Origin of the sequence: Pseudomonas sp. RHF3.3-3 (genome assembly GCF_048069595.1) — a bacterium.
GTDB classification, from domain to species: domain Bacteria; phylum Pseudomonadota; class Gammaproteobacteria; order Pseudomonadales; family Pseudomonadaceae; genus Aquipseudomonas; species Aquipseudomonas fuscovaginae_B.
The window spans coordinates 6,927,087-6,947,388 of the sequence record NZ_CP182250.1 but is presented as its reverse complement, the minus strand read 5'-3'; the positions used below and the strand labels follow the sequence as shown (position 1 = coordinate 6,947,388).

Sequence of the window (20,302 nt, the reverse complement as noted above, 5' to 3'; positions counted from 1 at the left end):
CTAATCTGCTTTTCGCAAGTCATGAGGTAGAACATGAGCGACGATGATCTGGAAAACGATGACCTCGAAGTAGGTGACGAAGACGAGAACGAAGAAGGCCTGGAAGCGTCTGCAGAAGACGTGGACGTTGCCGACGACGATGGCGGCGACGTTCCTGCTCCGACCTCCAAGGGCAAGGCCAAGGCTGCGGTATCGGTCGATGAGCTGCCCAGCGTCGAGACCAAGAACAAGGAGCGCGATGCTCTGGCGCGGGCCATGGAAGAATTCCTGGCGCGCGGCGGCAAGGTGCAGGAAGTGGAGGCCAATGTGGTCGCCGATCCGCCCAAGAAGCCGGATAACAAGTACGGCAGCCGCCCTATCTGAGTGGCGCTATCTGCTTGTCGAAAAGCCCGCCGTCGCTGCGGGCTTTTTCATGCCTGGGATTCGGGCCTGGCGCCTCTGCGTGGGCCTATCGGGTCGTGGTGTTCCAGGCGGTCAGCAGGGCGGGCAGTTCGGTGAGGCTGCGAATCTCGGCATCCGGGCGGCGCTCGGCTTCCCAGGCCTTGCCCGCGGGGTTGTACCAGACCGCCCGCAGGCCCGCCTGCTGGGCCCCGGCGATGTCGTCGCCGGGATGGTCTCCGATATGCACCGCGGCGCTGGCGGCAATGTTGCCGCCGCGCGCCAGGGCCTCGTGGAACAGCCGTGCATCCGGCTTGGCGATACCGATGTCCTCGGCGCACAGGGCAAAGCGGAAGTAGTCGGCCAGGCCCAGGCGACGCACGTCGGCGTTGCCATTGGTGACCACGCCGAGGGCGAAGCTGCTGCCCAGGGCTTGCAGGGTCGGCTCGACCTCGGGGAACACGTCGATCTGGTGCCGCGCGTGGATGAACACCTCGAACGCCTCGTCGGCCAGTACCGTCGCCTGCGCCTGGGGGTAACCGGCTTCCTCCAGGGCATGGAACAACACTCGGCGGCGCAGGGCGCTGATACGGTGCTTGAGTGTCGGCTCCCGGAGCAGCACGCGTTCGCGGATGGCCCACAGGTGCTCGATCGGGATGCCGCCGAGGTCCGGCGCATGGCTGGCCAGCCACTCGCGCAGCACGTTTTCCGCACTGTGGATCACCGGAGCGGTATCCCACAGGGTGTCGTCGAGGTCGAAGGTGACCAGCTCAATCGTCATTGCGAGGAATCCTTGCTGCGTTTGGCCCGGGGGTGGGCGCTGTCATAGACGGTGGCCAGGTGCTGGAAGTCCAGGTGGGTGTAGATCTGCGTGGTCTTGATGTCCGAGTGGCCAAGCAGTTCCTGCACGCCGCGCAGGTCCTGGGACGATTCCAGCAGGTGGCTGGCAAAGGAATGGCGCAACATGTGCGGGTGCAGGTTCTGCCCCAGTTCGCGTTCGCCCGCGGCCTTGACCCGCAACTGGATGGCCCGTGGGCCGAGGCGCCGGCCCTGCTGGCTGACGAACACCGCATCGTCCGCCGGATTGCTCAGGGCGCGCAGCGGCAGCCACGCCTGCAGGGCTTCGCGAGCCTTGCGGCCGACCGGCAGCACGCGGGTCTTGCTGCCCTTGCCGTGGACCTGCACCAGGCCATCGGCGAGGTCCAGCTGGTCGAGATTGAGCCCGGTCAGTTCCGACAGGCGCAGACCCGAGGAGTAGAACAGTTCGAGGATGGCCTGGTCGCGATGGGCGAGGAAGTCGTCTTCCACGGCGCCATCGAGCAACTGCTGGGCGCGATCGGTGTCGAGGGTCTTGGGCAGCCGGCGTTCGCTCTTGGGCGGTGCCAGGCCGGTGGCCGGGTCGTGATCGCAGAGGCCTTCGCGATTGAGGTACTGGTACAGGCCGCGTACCGCCGACAGCAGCCGCGCCAGGCTGCGCGAGGACTGCCCCTGCTGATGCAGGCGGGCGACCAGCCGGCGCAGTCGCTGGATATCCAGGGCGGACCAACTGCCGAGCTGTTCCTTCTCGCAGAAGGCCAGGACCTTGTTCAGGTCGCGGCGATAGGCCTCGAGGGTGTGGGGCGACACCTGACGCTCACTGCGCAGGTGCTCGCAGTAGGCGTCCAGCTGTCGTTCCATGGCTAGCGCACCGAGCGCAGGGAGTGGGTGAAGCGCGGGACGACGCGGCCCAGGACTTCGGCGATATAGCTGAGGAACAGGGTGCCGACCGAACTCTTGTAGTGCTGCGGGTCGCGGCTGGCGATGGCGAGCACGCCATGCAGGCCCAGGTGACTGATGGCGACCACGGCGGTGGAGCCGATCTGCTTGCGCTGTTCCTCGCCGAACAGGAAGTCCAGCTCATGTTCGCGCAGGCTGCCGCTGACGCTCTTGCCTTCCGAGAGCAGCCCGCCGATCGCCTGCTGGGCTTCGGCGCCGCTGACCCAGCGGCCCACCGGCATGGCGTTGTCACTGAACAGGATCAGGCTGACGAAGGGCACCTGGAAGTCCTGGCGCAGGCTGTCCTCGACGGCCATCACCAGGTCGTCGAGGCTGCCGGCGTCCATCAGGGCGAGGATCAGCCGGCGGGTCTTGTCGAACAGCCGGTCGTTGTCACGGGCGACGTCCATCAGTTGCGACAGCCGGTGGCGCATCTCGATGTTGCGTTCGCGCAGGATCTTCATCTGCCGCTCGACCAGCGACACCGTGTCGCCACGCTGATGCGGGATGCGCAGCGCCGGCAGCAGTTCCTCGTGGGTGACGAAGAAGTCCGGGTGAGCCTCCAGGTAGGCGGCGACGGCGGCCGCCTCAAGGCTCTGTTCTGGCAGTTCGTGGGGCTGTTCGGCTGGAACCTTGGGCTGGTCGGTCATGACGTTCGCTCGCTTATAGACGCACTTGTCCTTCATACACCCGCACGGCCGGTCCGGTCATCATCACCGGCTGGCCGACGCCCGCCCACTCGATGGACAGGCGTCCGCCGGGCAGGTCGATGGTCACCGGCGAATCCATCCAGCCCTGGCTGATGGCGGCCACCGCGGCGGCACAGGCGCCGGTACCGCAGGCCTGGGTTTCCCCGGCGCCGCGCTCCCAGACGCGCAGTTGCGCGCGATGGCGGTCGATCACCTGGAGGAAGCCGACGTTGACCCGTGCCGGGAAGCGCGGATGGTGTTCGATCTTCGGACCCAGCTCGTGGACGGGCGCCGCATTGATGTCGTTGACGCGCAGCACCGCATGGGGGTTGCCCATGGACACGGCGGCCAGCTCGACGGTGCGGCCATCGACCTCGAGCGGGTAGCTCAGGGCCTGGGCCGGTGCCTGGAACGGGATGTCCGCCGGCACCAGGCGCGGGGCGCCCATGTCGACGCTGATCTGGCCGTCCTGGCGGACGTCCAGTTCGATGATGCCGCTCTTGGTCTCGACGCGGATCCGGCGCTTGGCGGTCAGGCGCTTGTCCAGCACGAAACGGGCGAAGCAGCGCGCGCCGTTGCCGCACTGCTCCACTTCCGAGCCGTCGGCGTTGAAGATCCGGTAGCGGAAGTCCACGTCGGGGTTGCTCGGCGCCTCGACGATCAGCAACTGGTCGAAGCCGATGCCGGTGTGGCGGTCGCCCCACTGTTTGGCGTGCTTGGGCAGGATGTGCGCGTGCTGGCTGACCAGGTCGAGGACCATGAAGTCGTTGCCCAGGCCGTGCATCTTGGTAAAACGCAGCAGCATGGGGTTACTCCGGCAGCAGGCTTTCGCCAGCGTACAGTTCGGCCAGGGTTTCGCGGCGGCGGATCTCGATCACCTGCTCGCCATCGACCAGCACTTCGGCGGCGCGGCCGCGGGTGTTGTAGTTGGAGCTCATGACGAAACCATAGGCACCGGCCGAATGCACGGCCAGCAGGTCGCCTTCCTCCAGCGCCAGCTGACGGTCCTTGGCCAGGAAGTCGCCGGTTTCACAGATCGGGCCGACCACGTCGTAGGTGCGCGGCTGGGCATCCCGTGGGCGCACGGCGGTGACGTTCATCCAGGCCTGGTACAGCGACGGGCGGATCAGGTCGTTCATCGCCGCGTCGACGATGGCGAAATCCTTGTGTTCGGTGTGCTTGAGGTATTCGACCCGCGTCAGCAACACGCCGGCATTGGCGACGATGAAGCGGCCCGGTTCGAACATCAGCGCCAGGTCGCGGCCGGCGGTGCGCTCGCGCACGGCCTTGATGTAGTCGGCCACCTGCGGTGGCTCCTCATCGCGATAACGCACGCCGACGCCGCCACCGAGGTCGATGTGCTGCAGGTAGATGCCGCACTCGCCAAGACGGTCGATCAGCGCCAGCAGGCGGTCGAGGGCATCGAGGAACGGGTCCAGGCTGGTCAGTTGCGAACCGATGTGGCAATCGACGCCGAGCACTTCCAGGTTCGGCGACTGCGCGGCGCGAACGTAGGCCTCCTCGGCGTCGGCAATGGCGATGCCGAACTTGTTTTCCTTGAGACCGGTGGAGATGTACGGGTGGGTACCGGCATCCACGTCCGGGTTGACCCGCAGCGAGACCGGCGCACGTACGCCCATCTCGGCGGCCACCTGTTGCAGGCGCTCCAGTTCTTCGGCGGATTCGACGTTGAAGCAGTGGACGCCGACTTCCAGGGCGCGACGCATGTCCTCGCGGGTCTTGCCGACGCCGGAGAAAACGATGCGGTCGGCGCGGCCGCCTGCGGCCAGTACACGCTCCAGCTCACCACGGGACACGATGTCGAAACCGGCGCCCAGGCGGGCCAGCAGGTTCAGCACGCCGAGGTTGGAGTTGGCCTTGACCGCGAAGCAGACCAGGTGCGGTACGCCTTCGAGGGCGTCGGCATAGGCGTGGTACTGCGCCTCGATATGCGCGCGGGAGTAGACATAGGTGGGCGTGCCAAAGCGCTCGGCAATGGCGGACAAAGCCGCACCTTCCGCGAACAGCTCACCGTCGCGGTAGTTGAAAGCGTCCATGGTGATCCCTTACTCGTAGGTGTCGTGCTTGTGCGCCTTGCTCTGCGAGGACTTGGCCTGGTCGTTGGGGTTCTGGCCGTCATCGGGGAGGTACAACGGACCCTTTTGACCACAGGCGGAGACCAGGCAAGCGATCGCGAGGAGCGCAGCAAGGGAAGAGATCAGGCGCTTCATGGCGAAATCCTTTGTAAAAGCATTGATTGCGCCCGAGTATACCGGCCACCCGGCGGCTTGCCTATGCGAGCCGCCAGCCGGACGGTGGCAGGCCGATTCTTGGTGTCTCGTCGCCCCGGGCTGGTTATGCTTTGCAAACATCCGGCGACGCGCTTATCTTCGCCCGCCTGGAGTGACACGCATTTTTCGAGGTTTGTGCAATGAGTTTGACTGAAGCCCGCTTTCACGACCTGGTCGATAGCCTCCAGCAGAATCTGGAGGATGTGTTCGACGAGAGTGACCTGGATCTGGACCTGGAAAACTCCGCCGGAGTGTTGACCGTCAAGTTCGACGGCGGCAGCCAACTGATCTTCAGCCGCCAGGAGCCCTTGCGCCAGCTGTGGGTAGCGGCGCGCTCGGGCGGCTATCACTTCGACTATGACGAAGAGAACAGCCAGTGGGTCTGCGACAAGAGCGAGGAGCTGCTCAGCGAGATTCTCGCCCGGGCGACCTGGGAGCAGGCCGGCGTCAAGCTGGACTTCGACGAGATCTGATGGTGACGCAGCCCGCCGCTTCCGTCCGACCCGCCAAGCCGTTGTACAGCAATGTCAGCCCGGCGGTGCCTTCGCCCTGCGTGAGCCTTTGCCGGCTCGATGAGCAGAAAATTTGTATCGGATGTTTTCGGCACGTCGAGGACATCCGCGAATGGCGCTCGGCGGACGATGAGCGTCGGCGGGTGATCTGCGCGCAGGCCAGGGCGCGCAAGGCTCGGGCCTGAGCCGCTCTCTGTAGGAGCGGCTGGCCGACGCTCGGTTGCCCGCGAAGCTTTTGGCGGCCTCAAGGTCCTCTTCGTGGGCAAACCCGCTCCTGCAGGGATAGCTGCCCGGTAGGGCTGGTACGCTGGGGGTGGCTTGTGTATTTACGCTGCTGTGGTAGTGTCCGGCTATACCCCGCACTGAAGCGGGAAGTGAGAACCCCGCCTTTCGTGGCGGGGTTTTGCTTTTATCGTGCAGAAAAAAGGAGTCTGCCTGGATCATGAGCACCGCACCTTCCATCATTCTTACCCGCCTCGACGTGCAGCGTCTGGAGCGCCTGATCGACAGCCTCGACGACTCGCTGCCGGGCGTCATCGCGCTGCAGGCCGAACTGGACCGCGCTGAAAACGTCGTGGGCCACGAAGAAGTGCCAGCCGGTGTCGTGACCATGAACTCCCGGGTGCATTGCCGCGAGGAAGGCAGTGGCAAGGACTACCGGCTGACCCTGGTCTACCCCCAGGACGCGAATGCCGACGAAGGCAGGATTTCGATCCTGGCGCCGGTCGGCAGTGCCTTGCTTGGCCTGCAGGTCGGCCAGCACATCAATTGGCCGGCCCCGGGCGGCAAGACCCTGAAGCTGGCCTTGCTCGACGTCGAATACCAGCCGGAAGCCGCTGGCGACTACCACCTCTGAACCGGCTTCAGACCAGATCCAGCGCGATGTTCAGCGAGTTCTCCAGCTCGGCCTTGTAGCGCAGGTGCAGGTTGGTCGAACCCGCTCCTTCGCCGACCAGGCCGCTGAGGTCCAGGTCGGTGATGTAGCAGCGGTAACGCTCGATCTCGCGGCGTTGGCCAACGATTTCCTGGGCCACCGCGATGTACAGCTGGTTGCCGTATTCCAGCTCGGAAAACTCCCGCTGATTGCAGTACAGGGTGACCTGCACCTCGTCCTGGCCGGTCTTGCCGACGATAGCCTGGACGTCGTAGAACGGCTTGTTGACCGGCGTCCGCGGTGCCGGTCGGGCCTCGACCCGGCGCGCCCGGCCCGGCGCTGAAGGCAGCAACTGGTAGTACAGGACTTCCAGCGTGCGGCTGGACGCCGAGTCCATCGGCATCAAGGCTTCGCGACGGTAGAGGATCGACTGCAGGAAGCGTTGCAGCGGCACCAGCAGGCTCTGTTCGTCGTGGAACGGCAGGCGCTGCTGCCACAGGGCATTGAACTCATCCAGCACATACAGCTCGGCCTGGTCTTCGTTGATCCGGTAGAACACCTGCACGCAGTCGGGCTGGCCCATCGGCAGCACCAGGGCCAGGTCGTGTTCTTCCATGGCGCGCAGGTCCAGATGCAGCGGGCTGTAGGCCGACAGGTCGCTGCTCAGGTAGTCGAGCAGCAGCGAGATGCTGTCCAGGGCGATGTGCTTGACGTGGCCGGGCACCAGCTCCAGCACGTGGTAATGCTGCTGGACCTGCACCAGATAACGGTGGTTGAGATTGCCCAGCAGCAGTTCCTGGGCTGTGTTGAGCACTTCCTCGACCCGCTGGGCGATGAACTGCGCACGGTTGTGGCAGAAACAGCGCACCTGCAGCCGCGGCATGTCGCGGCCCAGGGGCAGGTTGTTGAGGTAGTCGCGTACGCAGTCGAGCAGCGCATGCGGCCCGTCGTAGCGGTTGATCAGCACCTCGTTCCAGCTGTTGAGGGTGACCTGGTCGAGGGTCAGCACCAGGTTTTCCCGGACTCCGGCATAACTCAGGGAGTCGGTGCGCTCGGTGGTCATCAGGATATTCAGGTCGCGGTGGTGCTTGAGCGGGTCGACCCCGACGTTGACCAGGATCAGCACCTCGCCGGGGATGCTGGGGCGCAGCAACTGTTCTTCGTCGACACTGCTCAGTGGCAGGGCGATCAACTGCTGCAGGCTGCCGAGCAGGTTGAACAGCTCGAACTCGGTCAGGTCGCTGCTGCCGGGGTGCAGGGCCAGGCGGGTGCTGCTGTCGATCACGCCGTTGCGATGGCACCAGGTGAGCAGTTCGAGCAGCTCGCGGCTGCGCTTGATCGGCGCGAAATGCTCCCATTCCTGGGCGCCCAGGCTGCCGTTGTACAGGCCCCAGTGGGTCTGCCCCGGCTCCTTGCGGTTGGGCGACTGCACCAGGGTGAGGGTGTCCTCGGCCATGTCCGGGGCGATTCCGGGGTTGATGAATTCGATCTTGCCGGCCTTGCGCTCGAAGGCCGCGTAGAGCCGGCGGCCGAGCACGTTGAGGTCGCGCTTGTTGATCAGGCTGACCGCCTGCTCGCTGCGGGCGAACTGGGTCAGGAAGCGATAGCTGTAGTTCAGCTCGTTGACCAGCGCCCGGCGTTCGGCGCTGACCTGGCGGACCTTCCACTGACTGCGGCTGTCGAGCAGCGTCAGTTGCCGGCGGTCCCAGCCCCACTCGCCGGCCAGGCGGATCAGCAGCAGACGCTGCCAGCTGCTGTTGCGCGTGTTGCCGCCGGTGAGCTTGCGGTTGACCTTGAGATACAGGCTGCGCCGCACCAGCTCCAGCCGCTCCGGTTCGTTGCGGGCCTTGAGGTATTCCTCGATCCGCCGGTAGACCACGACATAGGGGTCCAGCTCGTCCAGGTCCAGCCGGTTGGCGAACACCGCCTGCTTGAAGCGCAGGCTCAGGCATTCGACCTGTGGGTGTTCGCTGGCATAGACCTCGGTCAGCAGCAGCTTGAGCACCGACTTGTAGGGCGACTCGATGCCCTTGAACAGTTGCCAGAGCCCGGCACCGATGAACTCTCCCGGCGGAATGTGCGCCAGGTGACCGAGGTCCAGGCACTCGTCGGCGCGGATGAAACGCTTGGACAGCAGGGTGTGGGTGTACTGGTCGTAGCGCGATTCCTCGTACACCGGCACCAGCCACCACAGCGGCGTGCGTCCGGCGAGCCAGATGGCGGTGCGGTAGAACTCGTCCAGCAGCAGGTAATGCTGGGTGGTGCCGCAGTCTTCCGAGCTCAGTTGCGCGTCGCGCTCGCCACGGACGAAACGGGCCGGATCGATCAGGAAGAAGTGCGCCTCGGCGCCCTGGCTGGCCGCCCAGGCTTCGAGCAACTGGCATTTCTTGCGCAGTTCGGCCAGTTCGCCCTGGCTCAGGTCGCTGGCATGGCAGACCCAGAAGTCCATGTCGCTCTGGTCGGCCTGGGCCAGGGTGCCCAGGCTGCCCATCAGGAACAGCCCGTGGATCGGCCGTGGCAGGCTGGCGGGGCGGCTCTTGTAGGAGAACGAGCGGGTCAGGCGCTGGGCCTCGACCAGGGCCGCATCGTTCGGTTCGTAGTTCGACAGACCGGCGGGCGTGCTGCCCGAGACGTAGCCGGGCAGCAGCGGATGATTGACGTGGAAGAACAGCGGCAGCACGTTCAGCACCACCTGCTGGCGCGGCGACAGGCCTTCCAGGGCGCGCTCCAGTCGCCCCTGATTGAGTTTCAGGAAGCGCGAGCGCAGTTGACTGAGCACCTGGCGGTCAATGCCCTCGTCCAGGTTAGGGCGTATTTCGTGGGTGCGCGTCATCGGCTTGCGGCGCTCGGCATTAGGAAATATCTGAAAGACGCAGTTTACAGGCTAAGCGGGCCCCGCTTTAAGCTGAATTTGTCGATGGGTGTCAGATGGTCGGCTCACTGATCACGGGGAGCCCGCGCAGTCCGGGCAGAGGCGGGACCGCGTGGGCAATCTGCGCAATCAGGCAGCTTCTCTGACGCTCAGGATGGTCAGCAGGCCCTGGGCATGCTCGGCGGCATCGCGGCCCAGGCTGGTCAGGTAGCCACCATCGACCTGGGTGATCAGTTCCTTGTCGAACAGGCGTTTGGCGGCAGCGATGGCTGAAGGGGCGGCGGTCTGATGAATTTTCAGGCCCTCCTGGGAGCTTCCCAGGTTGAACAGTGCAAGGATTTCCAGTTCGGCAACCAGCTCAGGGGTATACGACATAAGGACTCCAGACTTTCAGGAATTATTATCGGGCGACGCACCACTAAGGTGATCCCACTTGCCCGGGCTGTCCAGTGCCGGGGCGTTTTCAGTGTAGACGGAGCGGGGATGGGTGTTGTTTTATCGGCCCTGTTCGCGGGCAAGCCACGCTCCTACAGGACGGAGCCAAACACAAGTCTTGTGCTCGACACGGACCTGTAGGAGCGTGGCTTGCCCGCGAATGGTCTCTGACGTCGCCGAAATCCCCTGAGGTTCATTCCTTTTCGGGCGGCAGCTCTGGCAAGGCGCGCAGGGCTGTTTCGTACCACTCGCTGTCGAACGGGCGATCGTCGTCGAGCATGGCGTCGATCTCCACCGCCAGCACATGGGCCATCAGGTTGAGGATCTCGTCGCGCTCGTAGCCGACCAGGGTCAGCTTGTTGAAGGTGGCCTTGGCGGCCGGCGGGTTGCCGCTTTCGATCTGGTTTTCGATGGCCTGGGTCAGGGTGGTCTCGGCGAACGCTTCGTCGTCGTTGTCGATATCGCTTGGCTCGCTCATGGCAGGCTCCTGTGGGTGAGGGCGCCAGTTTACCCGTATTGGGCGCCACGGTGCTGCTGGTCAATTTTTATCCAGTGCACTATAACTGCCTGCGCCCACCCCGCACGGCCTGGAGGCTCTGTGATGCTCAAGCTTTATGGATTTTCGGTCAGCAATTACTACAACATGGTGAAGCTGGCCCTGCTCGAAAAAGGACTGCCTTTCGAGGAGGTCGCTTTCTACCCCGGACAAAGCCCGGAAGCCCTGATGATCAGCCCGCGCGGCAAAGTACCGGTGCTTGGCGTTGAACAGGGCTACATCAACGAAACCACGGTGATTCTCGAGTACCTGGAAGACACCCAGGGCGGCCAGCCGCTGCTGCCGCGCGAGCCGTTCCAGCGGGCCCAGGTCATGGCGCTGGCCAAGGAGATCGAGCTGTACATCGAGCTGCCGGCGCGGGCCTGCTTTACCGAGGCGTTCTTCGGTATGCCGGTGCCGGAAGCGATCAAGGAAAAGACCCGTGGTGAATTGCTGCTCGGATTTGCCGCGCTCAAGCGCCATGGCAAGTTCGCCCCCTATGTGGCGGGCAGCGAGTTCACTGTGGCGGACCTGTATTTCCTCTACAGCGTCGACCTGGCCTGTGCGGTGGGTGGCAAGCTGTTCGGTATCGACCTGCTGGCCGACATGCCGCAGGCGAAGGCGTTGCTGGAGCGGTTGCAGCAGACCGAGCATGCCAGGCGGATCGCGGCGGACAAAGAGGCGGCGATGCCGGCGTTTCTGGCGATGATTGCGGCGAAGAAGTAGCTCTCCGACCTGTGGGGGCCGGCTTGCTGGCAGTCCGCCGAGGGCGGCCAGCAAGCACTCGTGTGGCGCCAGCTATCGCCAGCAAGCGTCCCGCCCCACCGGCTCCCACAAGGGTTGGACGGGTGTCCGGCTTTCTGGGGGCCGTCCAAACCGTGGGAGCGGGCTTGCCCGCGAATAGGCCCCACAAGTTCCGTGGGAGTCGACCGGGCTGGCGATCCGTTCCTAGCGGCTGGCGAGCAGGGCCTGGCCGCGGGCGACCGCTGCCTTGACCTGGGCCGGGGCGGTGCCGCCGATATGGTCGCGGGCATTGACCGAACCTTCTAGGGTCAGTACGGCGAACACGTCCTGTTCGATCTGGTCGCTGAACTGGCGCAGTTCCTCCAGGCTCATTTCCGCCAGGTCCTTGCCGGTCTCCACGCCATATTTCACCGCATGGCCAACGATTTCGTGGCAATCACGGAACGGCAGGCCACGGCGCACCAGGTAGTCCGCCAGGTCGGTGGCGGTGGAGAAACCGCGCAGCGCCGCTTCGCGCATCACCGCGTGGCGCGGCTTGATCGCCGGGATCATGTCGGCGAACGCGCGCAGCGAATCGCGCAGGGTGTCGGCGGCGTCGAACAGCGGCTCCTTGTCTTCCTGGTTGTCCTTGTTGTAGGCCAGCGGCTGGCCTTTCATCAGGGTCAGCAGGCCGGTCAGCGAGCCGAACACCCGGCCGGTCTTGCCGCGTACCAGTTCCGGCACGTCGGGGTTCTTCTTCTGGGGCATGATCGAGCTGCCGGTGCAGAAGCGGTCCGGCAGGTCGATGAACTGGAACTGCGCGCTGGTCCACAGCACCAGCTCCTCGGAGAAACGCGACAGGTGCATCATCGCGATGCTGGCCGCCGAGCAGAATTCGATGGCGAAGTCGCGGTCGGAAACGTTGTCCAGCGAGTTGCCGCCCACGGCCTCGAAGCCCAGCAGCTGCGCGGTGTACTCGCGGTCGATCGGGTAGGTGGTGCCGGCCAGCGCGGCGCTGCCCAGGGGCATGCGGTTGGTGCGCTTGCGGCAGTCGACCAGGCGCTCGTAGTCGCGGCTGAGCATCTCGAACCAGGCCAGCAGATGGTGGCCGAAGGTCACCGGCTGGGCGGTCTGCAGGTGGGTGAAGCCGGGCATGATGCTCCCTGCCTCGCGCTCGGCCTGTTCCAGCAGGCCTTTCTGCAGGCGGGTGATTTGCGCCAGGATCAGGTCGATCTCGTCACGCAGCCACAGGCGGATGTCGGTGGCGACCTGGTCGTTGCGGCTGCGCCCGGTGTGCAGCTTCTTGCCGGTGATGCCGATGCGGTCGGTCAGACGCGCCTCGATGTTCATGTGCACGTCTTCCAGGTCCACGCGCCAGTCGAAGTGGCCGGCCTCGATTTCGCCCTGGATGGTGGTCAGTCCGTCGATGATGCTGTCGCGCTCGGCATCGGTCAGCACGCCGACCTTGGCCAGCATCGTCGCGTGGGCGATCGAACCCATGATGTCGTGGCGGTAGAGGCGCTGGTCGAACGTGACGGAGGCGGTGAAGCGGGCGACGAAGGCGTCGACCGGTTCGCTGAAACGGCCGCCCCAGGACTGATTGGTCTTGTCGGTGCTCATGGATTCGCTCGTGATCTGCTGAAGATGGATTGCCGGAAAAATTGTTGCCGATCATAGCAGGGTTGCTCCGGCTGGGGCTGACACCGGTCGTGCGGTTTTTATTTCGACCGAATCGGTCGCATGGCTTGTCGTCGACAGCACAGACGTCGACACTGGGGGTATGCCAACCTCACGAACGAACACCGGGCGTGATGCGCCCGCGACACCGGAATTCTTCCTGCCGGAGCTCTGCCTGCCCGAGGCGCTGCTGGTGCTGGTGGTATTGGCCGAGCTGCTGGTGATGGTGCTGGTGCTCAGCGAACCGATGCCCGCCGGCTTCGATTGGGTGCGCCTGGCCCTGACGTCGCTGTATGTGCAGTGGATCGTGCTGCTCTCGGCGGCCGTGCTGTGCGCCGCCCGGGCCTGGCTGGCGCGCCTGCGCCCCGGCGTGGCCGGGGTATTGTGCTGTCTCCTGGTGGTCGGGCTGACACTGGCCTGCACCGCGCTCACCGAATACTTTTCCCTCGTCGCCACCCAGGCCGACAGCGGCAGCCCCGGCCGTTATCTGCGCCATGCGCTGATCAGTCTCATCATGTCGGCGCTGATGCTGCGCTACTTTTACCTGCAGAGTCAGTGGCGGCGCCAGCAGCAGGCGGAGTTGCAGGCCCGGCTGGAGGCCTTGCAGGCACGGATCCGCCCGCACTTCCTGTTCAACAGCCTGAACAGCATCGCCAGCCTGGTGGCGAGCGACCCGCGCCAGGCCGAGCAGGCGGTGCTGGACCTGTCCGATCTGTTCCGGGCCAGTCTCGCCAAGCCGGGAAACCTGGTGACCTGGCGCGAAGAACTGGAATTGGCGCAACGATATTTGTCGATCGAACGCTATCGTCTCGGCAACCGTCTACAGTTGGACTGGAGGGTCGGCACAATTCCGGAGGATTTGCCGATCCCGCAACTGACCTTGCAGCCTTTACTGGAAAACGCTCTGATCTACGGCATCGCTCCGCGTGTCGAAGGCGGGGTGGTCAGGGTCGAAGCCGACTATAGAGAGGGGGAGTTCGTATTGTGTATCAGCAATCCCTATGACGCCGCCGTGCAGCAGGCGTCCAACGGTACTCACCTGGCACTGGTGAACATTGGTGCACGACTTGCGGCACTTTTTGGGCCTCGCGCTAGTCTTAGCGTGGATCGCCGTGACGGCCGTCACTTCACCTGTCTACGCTATCCTTGTGCGAGACTCACTCAGGAATCCAGCGCAATATGAATGTCCTGATCGTTGATGACGAACCCCTGGCCCGCGAACGCCTGACCCGTCTGGTCGGCGAACTCGAGGGTTACAGTGTATTGGAGCCCAGCGCCACCAATGGCGAAGAGGCATTGGCCCTGATCGACAGCCTCAAGCCGGATATCGTCCTGCTCGACATCCGCATGCCCGGCCTCGATGGCCTGCAGGTGGCTGCGCGCCTATGCGAACGCGAAACACCGCCAGCGGTGGTGTTCTGCACCGCCCATGACGAGTTCGCCCTGGAAGCCTTCCAGGTCAGCGCGGTGGGCTATCTGGTCAAGCCGGTACGCCCCGAGCATCTGCTCGAAGCCCTGAAGAAGGCCGAGCGGCCCAACCGTGTGCAACTGGCCGCGTTGACCCGGCCGGCGGCGGAAAGCGGCAACGGGCCGCGGACCCATATCAGCGCGAGGACCCGCAAGGGCATCGAGCTGATCCCCATCGGCCAGGTGATCTACTTCATCGCCGACCACAAGTACGTGACCCTGCGCCATGAAGGAGGCGAGGTGCTGCTCGACGAGCCGCTCAAGGCCCTGGAAGACGAGTTCGGCGAACGCTTCGTGCGCATCCACCGCAACGCACTGGTGGCCCGCGACCGTATCGAACGCCTGCAGCGCACGCCCCTCGGACACTTCCAGCTGTTCCTCAAGGGCCTCAACGGTGATGCACTGATCGTCAGCCGGCGGCATGTCGCCGGTGTGCGCAAGATGATGCAGCAGCTTTAACCCGGGGCTTGCAACAGGCCCCGGGGTTCATCCGTCCGCTGTTCCAGGCCAGGGAGGCTGCGGACTTCCTGATACAAGTCAAAGCTGGCCGGGCTGAACTGTTATTATCTGCCGTATCTATTCAGTACGGACCGTTCCATGTCTTCTCGCGAAATCCGCATCGCTACCCGTAAGAGCGCGCTCGCCCTGTGGCAGGCCGAATACGTCAAGGCCCGCCTGGAACAGGCTCACCCGGGGTTGCTGGTGACCCTGGTGCCGATGGTCAGCCGCGGCGACAAGCTGCTCGACTCGCCCCTGTCGAAAATCGGTGGCAAGGGCTTGTTCGTCAAGGAGCTGGAAACCGCCCTGCTCGAGAACGAAGCGGACATCGCCGTGCACTCCATGAAAGACGTGCCGATGGATTTTCCCGAGGGGCTGGGCCTGTTCTGCATCTGCGAGCGTGAAGATCCCCGCGACGCCTTCGTCTCCAATACCTACGCCAGCCTGGACGCCCTGCCGGCCGGGGCGGTGGTCGGCACGTCGAGCCTGCGCCGCCAGGCCCAGTTGCTGACCCGCCGGCCCGACCTGCAGATCCGCTTCCTGCGGGGCAACGTCAATACCCGCCTGGCCAAGCTCGACGCGGGTGAATACGACGCGATCATCCTGGCGGCGGCGGGGCTGATTCGCCTCGGCTTCGAAAACCGGATCAGCTCGGCCATCAGCGTCGAGGACAGCCTGCCGGCGGGTGGCCAGGGAGCCGTGGGCATCGAATGCCGCAGTGCCGACCACGAGATCCATGCGTTGCTCGCCCCCCTGCACCACGCGGACACTTCCGTGCGGGTCACGGCCGAGCGGGCGCTGAACAAGCATCTCAACGGCGGCTGTCAGGTGCCGATCGCCTGCTACGCGGTGCTGGAAGGCGGGCAGGTCTGGCTGCGCGGCCTGGTCGGCCAGCCGGCCGGCGGCCTGCTGCTGACCGCCGAGGCCCGCGCCCCGCAGGCAGACGCCGAGGCCCTGGGCGTGCGGGTTGCCGAGGACCTGCTGGGGCAGGGCGCCGATGCCATTCTCAAGGCGGTCTACGGCGAGGCCGACGGCCAATGAGTGGCTGGCGCCTGCTGCTGACCCGGCCGGCGGACGAGTCGGCCGCGCTCTCGGCGACTCTGGCCGAAGCCGGAATTTTCAGCAGTGCCCTGCCATTGCTGGCGATCCAGCCGCTGGTCATCGAAGGTGCCGAACTGAGCAAGATTCTCGAACTGCCTTTCTATGCGGCGGCGATCGTCGTCAGCAAGCCGGCTGCGCGCCTGGGCCTCGACCTGGTCGACCGCTACTGGCCGCAGCCGCCGATGCTGGACTGGTTTACCGTGGGCGCCGCGACGGCGGGCCTGCTGGACGACTATGGCCTGCGCGTGCACTACCCGGCCGAAGGGGACGACAGCGAAGCCCTGCTGGCGTTGCCAGCCTTGCAGGAGGCGTTGGCCCAGCCCGAACCGAGGGTGCTGATCCTGCGTGGAGAGGGCGGACGTGAACTGCTGGCCGAGCGTTTACGCGCCCAAGGTGCTAGTGTCGACTATCTGGAATTGTACCGCCGCCTCCTGCCCGAATACGCCGACGGCACCCTGACCCGGCAGATTCAGGCGGAACGCCTGAACGGGCTGGTGGTCAGCAGTGGACAGGGTTTTGACCACCTGCGACAGGTGGCGGGAGCGGATTGGCCTGAAGTGGCCCGGTTGCCGTTGTTCGTTCCAAGCCCGCGGGTGGCGCAGATGGCCCGTGCCGCCGGGGTGGAACATGTTGTGGATTGTCGTGGTGCCAGCGCCACGGCCTTGCTGGCGGCGTTGCAGGAGTACCCTGTGCCCGCTTTCTGAATGCAAAGGATGGACACGTGAGCGATACAGCCTTGCCAAAAGAACAAGCTCAACCGGCGCCCGAGACGCCGGCCAAACCGCCGGCGGCGCCTGTCGAGCGCCGTGGCAACGGTCTGGCGATCCTTGCCCTGCTGCTGGGGGCCGCCGGTGTGGCCGCCGGTGGCTGGGGGATCTGGCAGGTGCGCAACCTGCAGGCCAATCACCAGCAGCAGAGCGGGCAACTGCAGGACCTGGGCAACCAGGCGCAGTCGCTCAAACTCAGTGAACAGCAACTGTCCGCGCGCCTGGACCAGTTGCCGGCCGCCTCCGAGCTGGAGGACCGGCGCCGCCTGGTGGCGCAGTTGCAGGGCGACCAGCAGCGACTGAGCCAGCGCCTGGAAAGCGTGCTGGGGGCCAGCCGCAAGGACTGGCGTCTGGCCGAGGCGGAGCATCTGCTGCGCCTGGCCACACTGCGCCTGTCCGCCTTGCAGGACGTGACCAGTGCCCTGGCGCTGGTACAGGGTGCCGACGACATCCTGCGTGAGCAGAACGACCCGGGTTCGTTCGCCGCCCGTGAACAACTGGCCAAGAGCCTGGCGGCGCTGCGCAGCACCGAGCAGCCGGACCGCACCGGGTTGTTCCTGCAACTGGGCGCACTGCGCGACCAGGTTGCCCAGCTCAACGAACTGGCGCCGGAATACAAGGATCGTGGCGACTCGTTGCTGGGCCTGACTTCCGATGGCGATGGCGCCAGCCGCTGGGCCCAGTGGTGGGACGAGATCTCGCGCTACATCCGCATCGACTTCAACGCCAACAAGAACATCCGGCCGCTGCTGGCCGGGCAGAGCCTGACCCAGGTCCGCCTGGCCCTGAGCCTGGCCCTGGAGCAGGCGCAGTGGGCGGCCCTGAACGGCCAGGCGCAGGTGTACACCCAGGCCCTGACCGAGGCCCGTGACGTGTTGACCGGCAGCTTCAACCCGGACAATCCGCAGAGCAAGGTCATGGTCGAGCAGCTCGCCGAACTGAGCCGCAAGCCGGTGACGGTGCTGACACCTGATCTCGCCGCGACCCTGGGCGCCGTCCAGGCCTACCTCGAGCGGCGGCACGTGGAAACCGAGACGCCGGTACGCGGCGAGGCGAAACCGGCGCAGGAGACCAGCCCATGAAGCGATTCATCGCCATTGCCCTGCTGGTCATCGCCGTTGTCGGCCTGGTGGGGTACGCGATTTACCGGCATGCCGGCTACGTGCTGATCGCCTATGACAGCTTCCGTTACGAATCCAGCCTGTGGGCGTTCCTCGCCGTGCTGCTGGTGTTGTGGCTGGTCTATCGACTTCTGAAGTTGCTGGTCGGTCTGGTCACGGCATCCAGCTCGGCGGCCAATCCCTGGTCCCGGCGCAACCGCAGCCGACGCGTCCAGCTGGCCATCGAACACGGCCAGATGGACCTCGCCGAAGGCCGCTGGGCCAGTGCCCAGAAGCATCTGCAGCGCGCCGCCGAGGCTGAGCGCCAGCCGTTGCTTTATTACCTTGGCGCGGCGCGCGCGGCCAACGAGCAGGGCAAGTATGAGGAATGCGACAGCCTGCTGGAGCGGGCCCTGACACGCCAGCCGCAGGCCGAACTGGCGATTGCCCTGAGTCACGCGCAGTTGCAGGTCGACCGTGGCGATACCGACGGGGCCTTGGCTACCCTGCAGGCGATGCACGATCTGCATCCCCACAGTGTCCAGGTGCTGCGGCAGTTGCAGCGTTTGCACCAGCAGCGTGGCGACTGGTCGGCGGTGGTCCGGCTGCTGCCGGAGTTGCGCAAGGACAAGGCCCTGCCGCCCGCCGAACTGGCGGAACTGGAGCGACGTGCCTGGGGGGAAAACCTGAGCCTGGCGGTGCGCCGCGAGCAGGATGGTGAAGCCGGGCTGAAATCCCTGGAGCGCGCCTGGCAGCAGTTGTCCGCGGCCCAGCGCCAGGAGCCGCAACTGGTGCTGGCCTATGCCGAGCAACTGCGTCAGCTGGGGGCGGACGGCGAGGCCGAGGAGGCTTTGCGTACGGCGCTCAAGCGCCAGTACGACAGCCATCTGGCCCGGCTCTACGGCCTGTTGCGCGGGCGTGACCCGGTGCGCCAGTTGCAGACCGCCGAGGGCTGGCTCAAGGAGCATCCGGGCGATGCCAGCCTGCTGCTGACTCTGGGCCGCCTGTGCCTGCAGAACAGCCTGTGGGGCAAGGCGCGGGATTACCTGGAAGCCAGCCTGCGGGTGCAGCGCAATCCGGAGGCCTGCGCCGAGCTCGCCCGGTTGCTGGCCCAGTTGGGCGATACCGAGCGCAGCAACCAGCTGTTCCAGGAAGGTCTCGGCCTGCTGGATGAGCGCCTGCTCGCGCGGCCGCTGCCGGTTCCGGTCAGCGCCTGACGGCGGCAAGGGACGGGGCGCCTGTGGTGGGCGTTCCGTCCCGGACACGCGGCCTATTTCCCTGTAATGCCTTGATACCGAAATCCTACTTGCCACGTAATGGTTTCATCGGACGCCTATCGGTAATTCCTTACAGGCTTGAGGAATTATCTGCGCTGGCTTGCCTTGAAAGGGCCGCGGCCTTTCCTCTACCGTAACTGCCTGTCTCTCCTGTTACGGAATAGCCATGTTCCTGGCCCGCTCACGTTCTCTGTTCTCCCTGGCCTTCCTGGCAGCGGCGCCGGTCATGGCGGCTTCGTTGTACCTGGAGTATGGGGTGGGACTGGAGCCTTGCTCGTTGTGCCTGGTCCAGCGGCTGTTCCTCGCCGGCTTCTGCCTGGTCAGCCTGTTGGGCGCATTGCACGGGCCGGCGCGAGTCGGCTGTCGGGTGTATGGCGCGCTGGGCCTGCTGTTCGCCCTGGCCGGCGCGGCGACCGCGGCCCGTCAGGTCCTGCTGCAGCAGGTGCCACCGGAGGAGTTGATGATCTGCCAGCCCGGCCTGCATTGCCTGATGGAGCAGGTATCGCCGTTGCAGGCGCTGCAACTGATGTTCCGGGCCACCGCCGAGTGCGCGCAGATCCATTGGACGCTATTCGACCTGAGCATTCCCGAGTGGAGCCTGCTGGCCTTTGTCGGCATGAGCCTGGTGGCGGTCTATCAGATGATCGGCCCGGTTCTCGGTGGTTGGCGCGGTGCCTCGCGCGACCGATAGTCGCCCCCGCGGATTAAACGCTTGTATGAACTTTCTCGTCTGCGTACCTTGAAGCAGGTGTCGTGCGGGCATAATCTGGCCCGCACGCATCCAACGCAAACAAGGTTGCCCTGTTTGGCCAAGTCAGGATCCTCGGTGGGTACGAGGTGTCGGGCGGCATGACCCTGAAGGGAAGAAATCACCATGCTCGAAAGTTGTCAGAATGCCCAGGAACGCTGGGGCGGAGTCCATCTGCTGATCGATCGCTGGTTGCAGCATCGCCATGAGCTCGTGCGGGCCTATGATGCGCTCGGCGCCGAGCCCGGAGCCCTGGCGGACAGTCGCCAGCCGTTGCAGGAGTTCTGTGGGGTCCTGGTGGACTATGTGTCGGCCGGACACTTCGAAATCTATGAACAGCTCACCAGCGAGGCCAAGGCCTTTGGCGACCAGCGCGGGCTGAAACTGGCCGATACCCTCTACCCCCGTATCGATGTGATCACCGAAAAGCTGCTGGCCTTCAACGATCTGTGCGACGCCGGCAAGTGCGTGGCGGAGAAGTTCAAGGAACTCGGTGGCCTGTTGCATGAGCGCTTCGAGCTTGAGGACTGCCTGATCGAAGTGCTGCACAACGCCCACAAGGAAGAGGCCGTCGCCCAGGCTTGAGCGGTAATGGGCAGTCCC

General features: G+C 65.3%; 23 protein-coding genes. 13 read left to right on the top strand and 10 right to left on the bottom strand.

From position 1 onward, the window contains the following. The first annotated feature begins 33 nt into the window (after nt 1–33). Entirely contained in the window at nt 34–363 is a 330-nt protein-coding gene (gene sutA / locus ACMGT0_RS30685; RefSeq protein WP_017901763.1) for a transcriptional regulator SutA, read from the top strand. Between the two features lie 85 nt (nt 364–448). Here the strand turns inward: sutA and ACMGT0_RS30680 are convergent, their stop codons facing one another. The 6 genes from ACMGT0_RS30680 to lptM are packed head-to-tail and all read right to left on the bottom strand — an operon-like array spanning nt 449 to nt 5,053. After that, nucleotides 449–1,159 carry an HAD family hydrolase gene (locus ACMGT0_RS30680; RefSeq protein ID WP_054059366.1) on the bottom strand — a complete coding sequence of 237 codons (711 nt, stop codon included), beginning with the start codon at nt 1,157–1,159 and terminating at the stop codon, nt 449–451. Next, complete coding sequence (gene xerC, locus ACMGT0_RS30675; protein WP_054059365.1) at nt 1,156–2,055, bottom strand: tyrosine recombinase XerC; 900 nt, start codon at nt 2,053–2,055, stop codon at nt 1,156–1,158. Before xerC ends, ACMGT0_RS30680 begins: the two co-directional genes overlap by 4 nt. Before the next feature lie 2 nt (nt 2,056–2,057). Further along, complete coding sequence (locus tag ACMGT0_RS30670; protein ID WP_054059364.1) at nt 2,058–2,783, bottom strand: DUF484 family protein; 726 nt, start codon at nt 2,781–2,783, stop codon at nt 2,058–2,060. A 13-nt stretch (nt 2,784–2,796) separates the two neighbouring features. After that, nucleotides 2,797–3,627 carry a diaminopimelate epimerase gene (dapF, locus tag ACMGT0_RS30665; RefSeq protein WP_416770974.1) on the bottom strand — a complete coding sequence of 277 codons (831 nt, stop codon included), beginning with the start codon at nt 3,625–3,627 and terminating at the stop codon, nt 2,797–2,799. Between the two features lie 4 nt (nt 3,628–3,631). Next, nucleotides 3,632–4,879 carry a diaminopimelate decarboxylase gene (gene lysA / locus ACMGT0_RS30660; protein ID WP_054059362.1) on the bottom strand — a complete coding sequence of 416 codons (1,248 nt, stop codon included), beginning with the start codon at nt 4,877–4,879 and terminating at the stop codon, nt 3,632–3,634. Nucleotides 4,880–4,888: 9 nt separating this feature from the next. Then, nucleotides 4,889–5,053 carry an LPS translocon maturation chaperone LptM gene (gene lptM, locus ACMGT0_RS30655; protein WP_081006013.1) on the bottom strand — a complete coding sequence of 55 codons (165 nt, stop codon included), beginning with the start codon at nt 5,051–5,053 and terminating at the stop codon, nt 4,889–4,891. 200 nt (nt 5,054–5,253) lie between these two features. Between lptM and cyaY the strand changes: the two genes are divergently transcribed. From cyaY to rnk, 3 genes are all read left to right on the top strand, one after another. Continuing rightward, nucleotides 5,254–5,586 (top strand): iron donor protein CyaY, encoded by a 333-nt coding sequence (gene cyaY / locus ACMGT0_RS30650; protein ID WP_054059361.1) that lies wholly within the window; start codon nt 5,254–5,256, stop codon nt 5,584–5,586. After that, the gene (locus tag ACMGT0_RS30645) at nt 5,586–5,810 is read left to right on the top strand and encodes a DUF1289 domain-containing protein (RefSeq protein ID WP_416770971.1); all 225 of its coding nucleotides are present in this window, start codon (nt 5,586–5,588) and stop codon (nt 5,808–5,810) included. Before cyaY ends, ACMGT0_RS30645 begins: the two co-directional genes overlap by 1 nt. Before the next feature lie 257 nt (nt 5,811–6,067). Next, nucleotides 6,068–6,481, top strand: coding sequence for a nucleoside diphosphate kinase regulator (gene rnk / locus ACMGT0_RS30640; RefSeq protein WP_054059360.1), 414 nt, complete (start codon nt 6,068–6,070; stop codon nt 6,479–6,481). Between the two features lie 7 nt (nt 6,482–6,488). Here rnk and ACMGT0_RS30635 read toward each other — a convergent pair whose 3' ends face one another. The 3 genes from ACMGT0_RS30635 to ACMGT0_RS30625 all read right to left on the bottom strand — a co-directional run bounded on the left by ACMGT0_RS30635 (nt 6,489) and on the right by ACMGT0_RS30625 (nt 10,284). Further along, nucleotides 6,489–9,332, bottom strand: a complete 2,844-nt coding sequence (locus ACMGT0_RS30635; protein WP_054059359.1) for a class I adenylate cyclase — start codon at nt 9,330–9,332, stop codon at nt 6,489–6,491. A 168-nt stretch (nt 9,333–9,500) separates the two neighbouring features. Continuing rightward, nucleotides 9,501–9,746, bottom strand: coding sequence for a TIGR02647 family protein (locus ACMGT0_RS30630; RefSeq protein ID WP_017901999.1), 246 nt, complete (start codon nt 9,744–9,746; stop codon nt 9,501–9,503). 253 nt (nt 9,747–9,999) lie between these two features. Continuing rightward, nucleotides 10,000–10,284, bottom strand: coding sequence for a hypothetical protein (locus ACMGT0_RS30625; protein ID WP_054059358.1), 285 nt, complete (start codon nt 10,282–10,284; stop codon nt 10,000–10,002). A gap of 123 nt (nt 10,285–10,407) precedes the next feature. Here ACMGT0_RS30625 and ACMGT0_RS30620 point away from each other — a divergent pair, with 123 nt between their 5' ends. Then, nucleotides 10,408–11,067: a glutathione S-transferase gene (locus ACMGT0_RS30620; protein WP_054059357.1), complete on the top strand. Its 660-nt coding sequence runs from the start codon at nt 10,408–10,410 to the stop codon at nt 11,065–11,067. A gap of 222 nt (nt 11,068–11,289) precedes the next feature. On the opposite strand, the gene argH is transcribed toward ACMGT0_RS30620, so the two are convergent. Next, entirely contained in the window at nt 11,290–12,684 is a 1,395-nt protein-coding gene (gene argH, locus ACMGT0_RS30615; RefSeq protein ID WP_054059356.1) for an argininosuccinate lyase, read from the bottom strand. A 160-nt stretch (nt 12,685–12,844) separates the two neighbouring features. On the opposite strand from argH, the gene ACMGT0_RS30610 reads away from it, so the two are divergent. The 8 genes from ACMGT0_RS30610 (at nt 12,845) to ACMGT0_RS30575 (ending at nt 20,284) form a co-directional block, all read left to right on the top strand. Then, on the top strand, nt 12,845–13,924 hold the full coding sequence (locus tag ACMGT0_RS30610) for a sensor histidine kinase (protein ID WP_054059355.1): 1,080 nt from the start codon (nt 12,845–12,847) through the stop codon (nt 13,922–13,924). Continuing rightward, on the top strand, nt 13,921–14,667 hold the full coding sequence (locus tag ACMGT0_RS30605; RefSeq protein WP_054059354.1) for a LytR/AlgR family response regulator transcription factor: 747 nt from the start codon (nt 13,921–13,923) through the stop codon (nt 14,665–14,667). The genes ACMGT0_RS30610 and ACMGT0_RS30605 overlap by 4 nt, the downstream gene beginning before the upstream one ends. Nucleotides 14,668–14,805: 138 nt before the next feature. Continuing rightward, a complete protein-coding gene (gene hemC, locus ACMGT0_RS30600) occupies nt 14,806–15,747 on the top strand; it encodes a hydroxymethylbilane synthase (RefSeq protein WP_054063616.1) in 942 nt (313 codons plus the stop codon). Continuing rightward, nucleotides 15,744–16,511, top strand: coding sequence for a uroporphyrinogen-III synthase (locus ACMGT0_RS30595; protein WP_054063615.1), 768 nt, complete (start codon nt 15,744–15,746; stop codon nt 16,509–16,511). Before hemC ends, ACMGT0_RS30595 begins: the two co-directional genes overlap by 4 nt. 17 nt (nt 16,512–16,528) lie before the next feature. Then, entirely contained in the window at nt 16,529–17,656 is a 1,128-nt protein-coding gene (locus tag ACMGT0_RS30590) for a uroporphyrinogen-III C-methyltransferase (protein WP_054061395.1), read from the top strand. After that, nucleotides 17,653–18,891 (top strand): heme biosynthesis protein HemY, encoded by a 1,239-nt coding sequence (locus ACMGT0_RS30585; RefSeq protein WP_054061394.1) that lies wholly within the window; start codon nt 17,653–17,655, stop codon nt 18,889–18,891. The genes ACMGT0_RS30590 and ACMGT0_RS30585 overlap by 4 nt, the downstream gene beginning before the upstream one ends. Nucleotides 18,892–19,117: 226 nt before the next feature. Continuing rightward, the gene (locus ACMGT0_RS30580; RefSeq protein ID WP_416770965.1) at nt 19,118–19,642 is read left to right on the top strand and encodes a disulfide bond formation protein B; all 525 of its coding nucleotides are present in this window, start codon (nt 19,118–19,120) and stop codon (nt 19,640–19,642) included. Between the two features lie 183 nt (nt 19,643–19,825). Next, a complete protein-coding gene (locus tag ACMGT0_RS30575; protein ID WP_054061392.1) occupies nt 19,826–20,284 on the top strand; it encodes an Rsd/AlgQ family anti-sigma factor in 459 nt (152 codons plus the stop codon). Nucleotides 20,285–20,302: the final 18 nt, after the last annotated feature.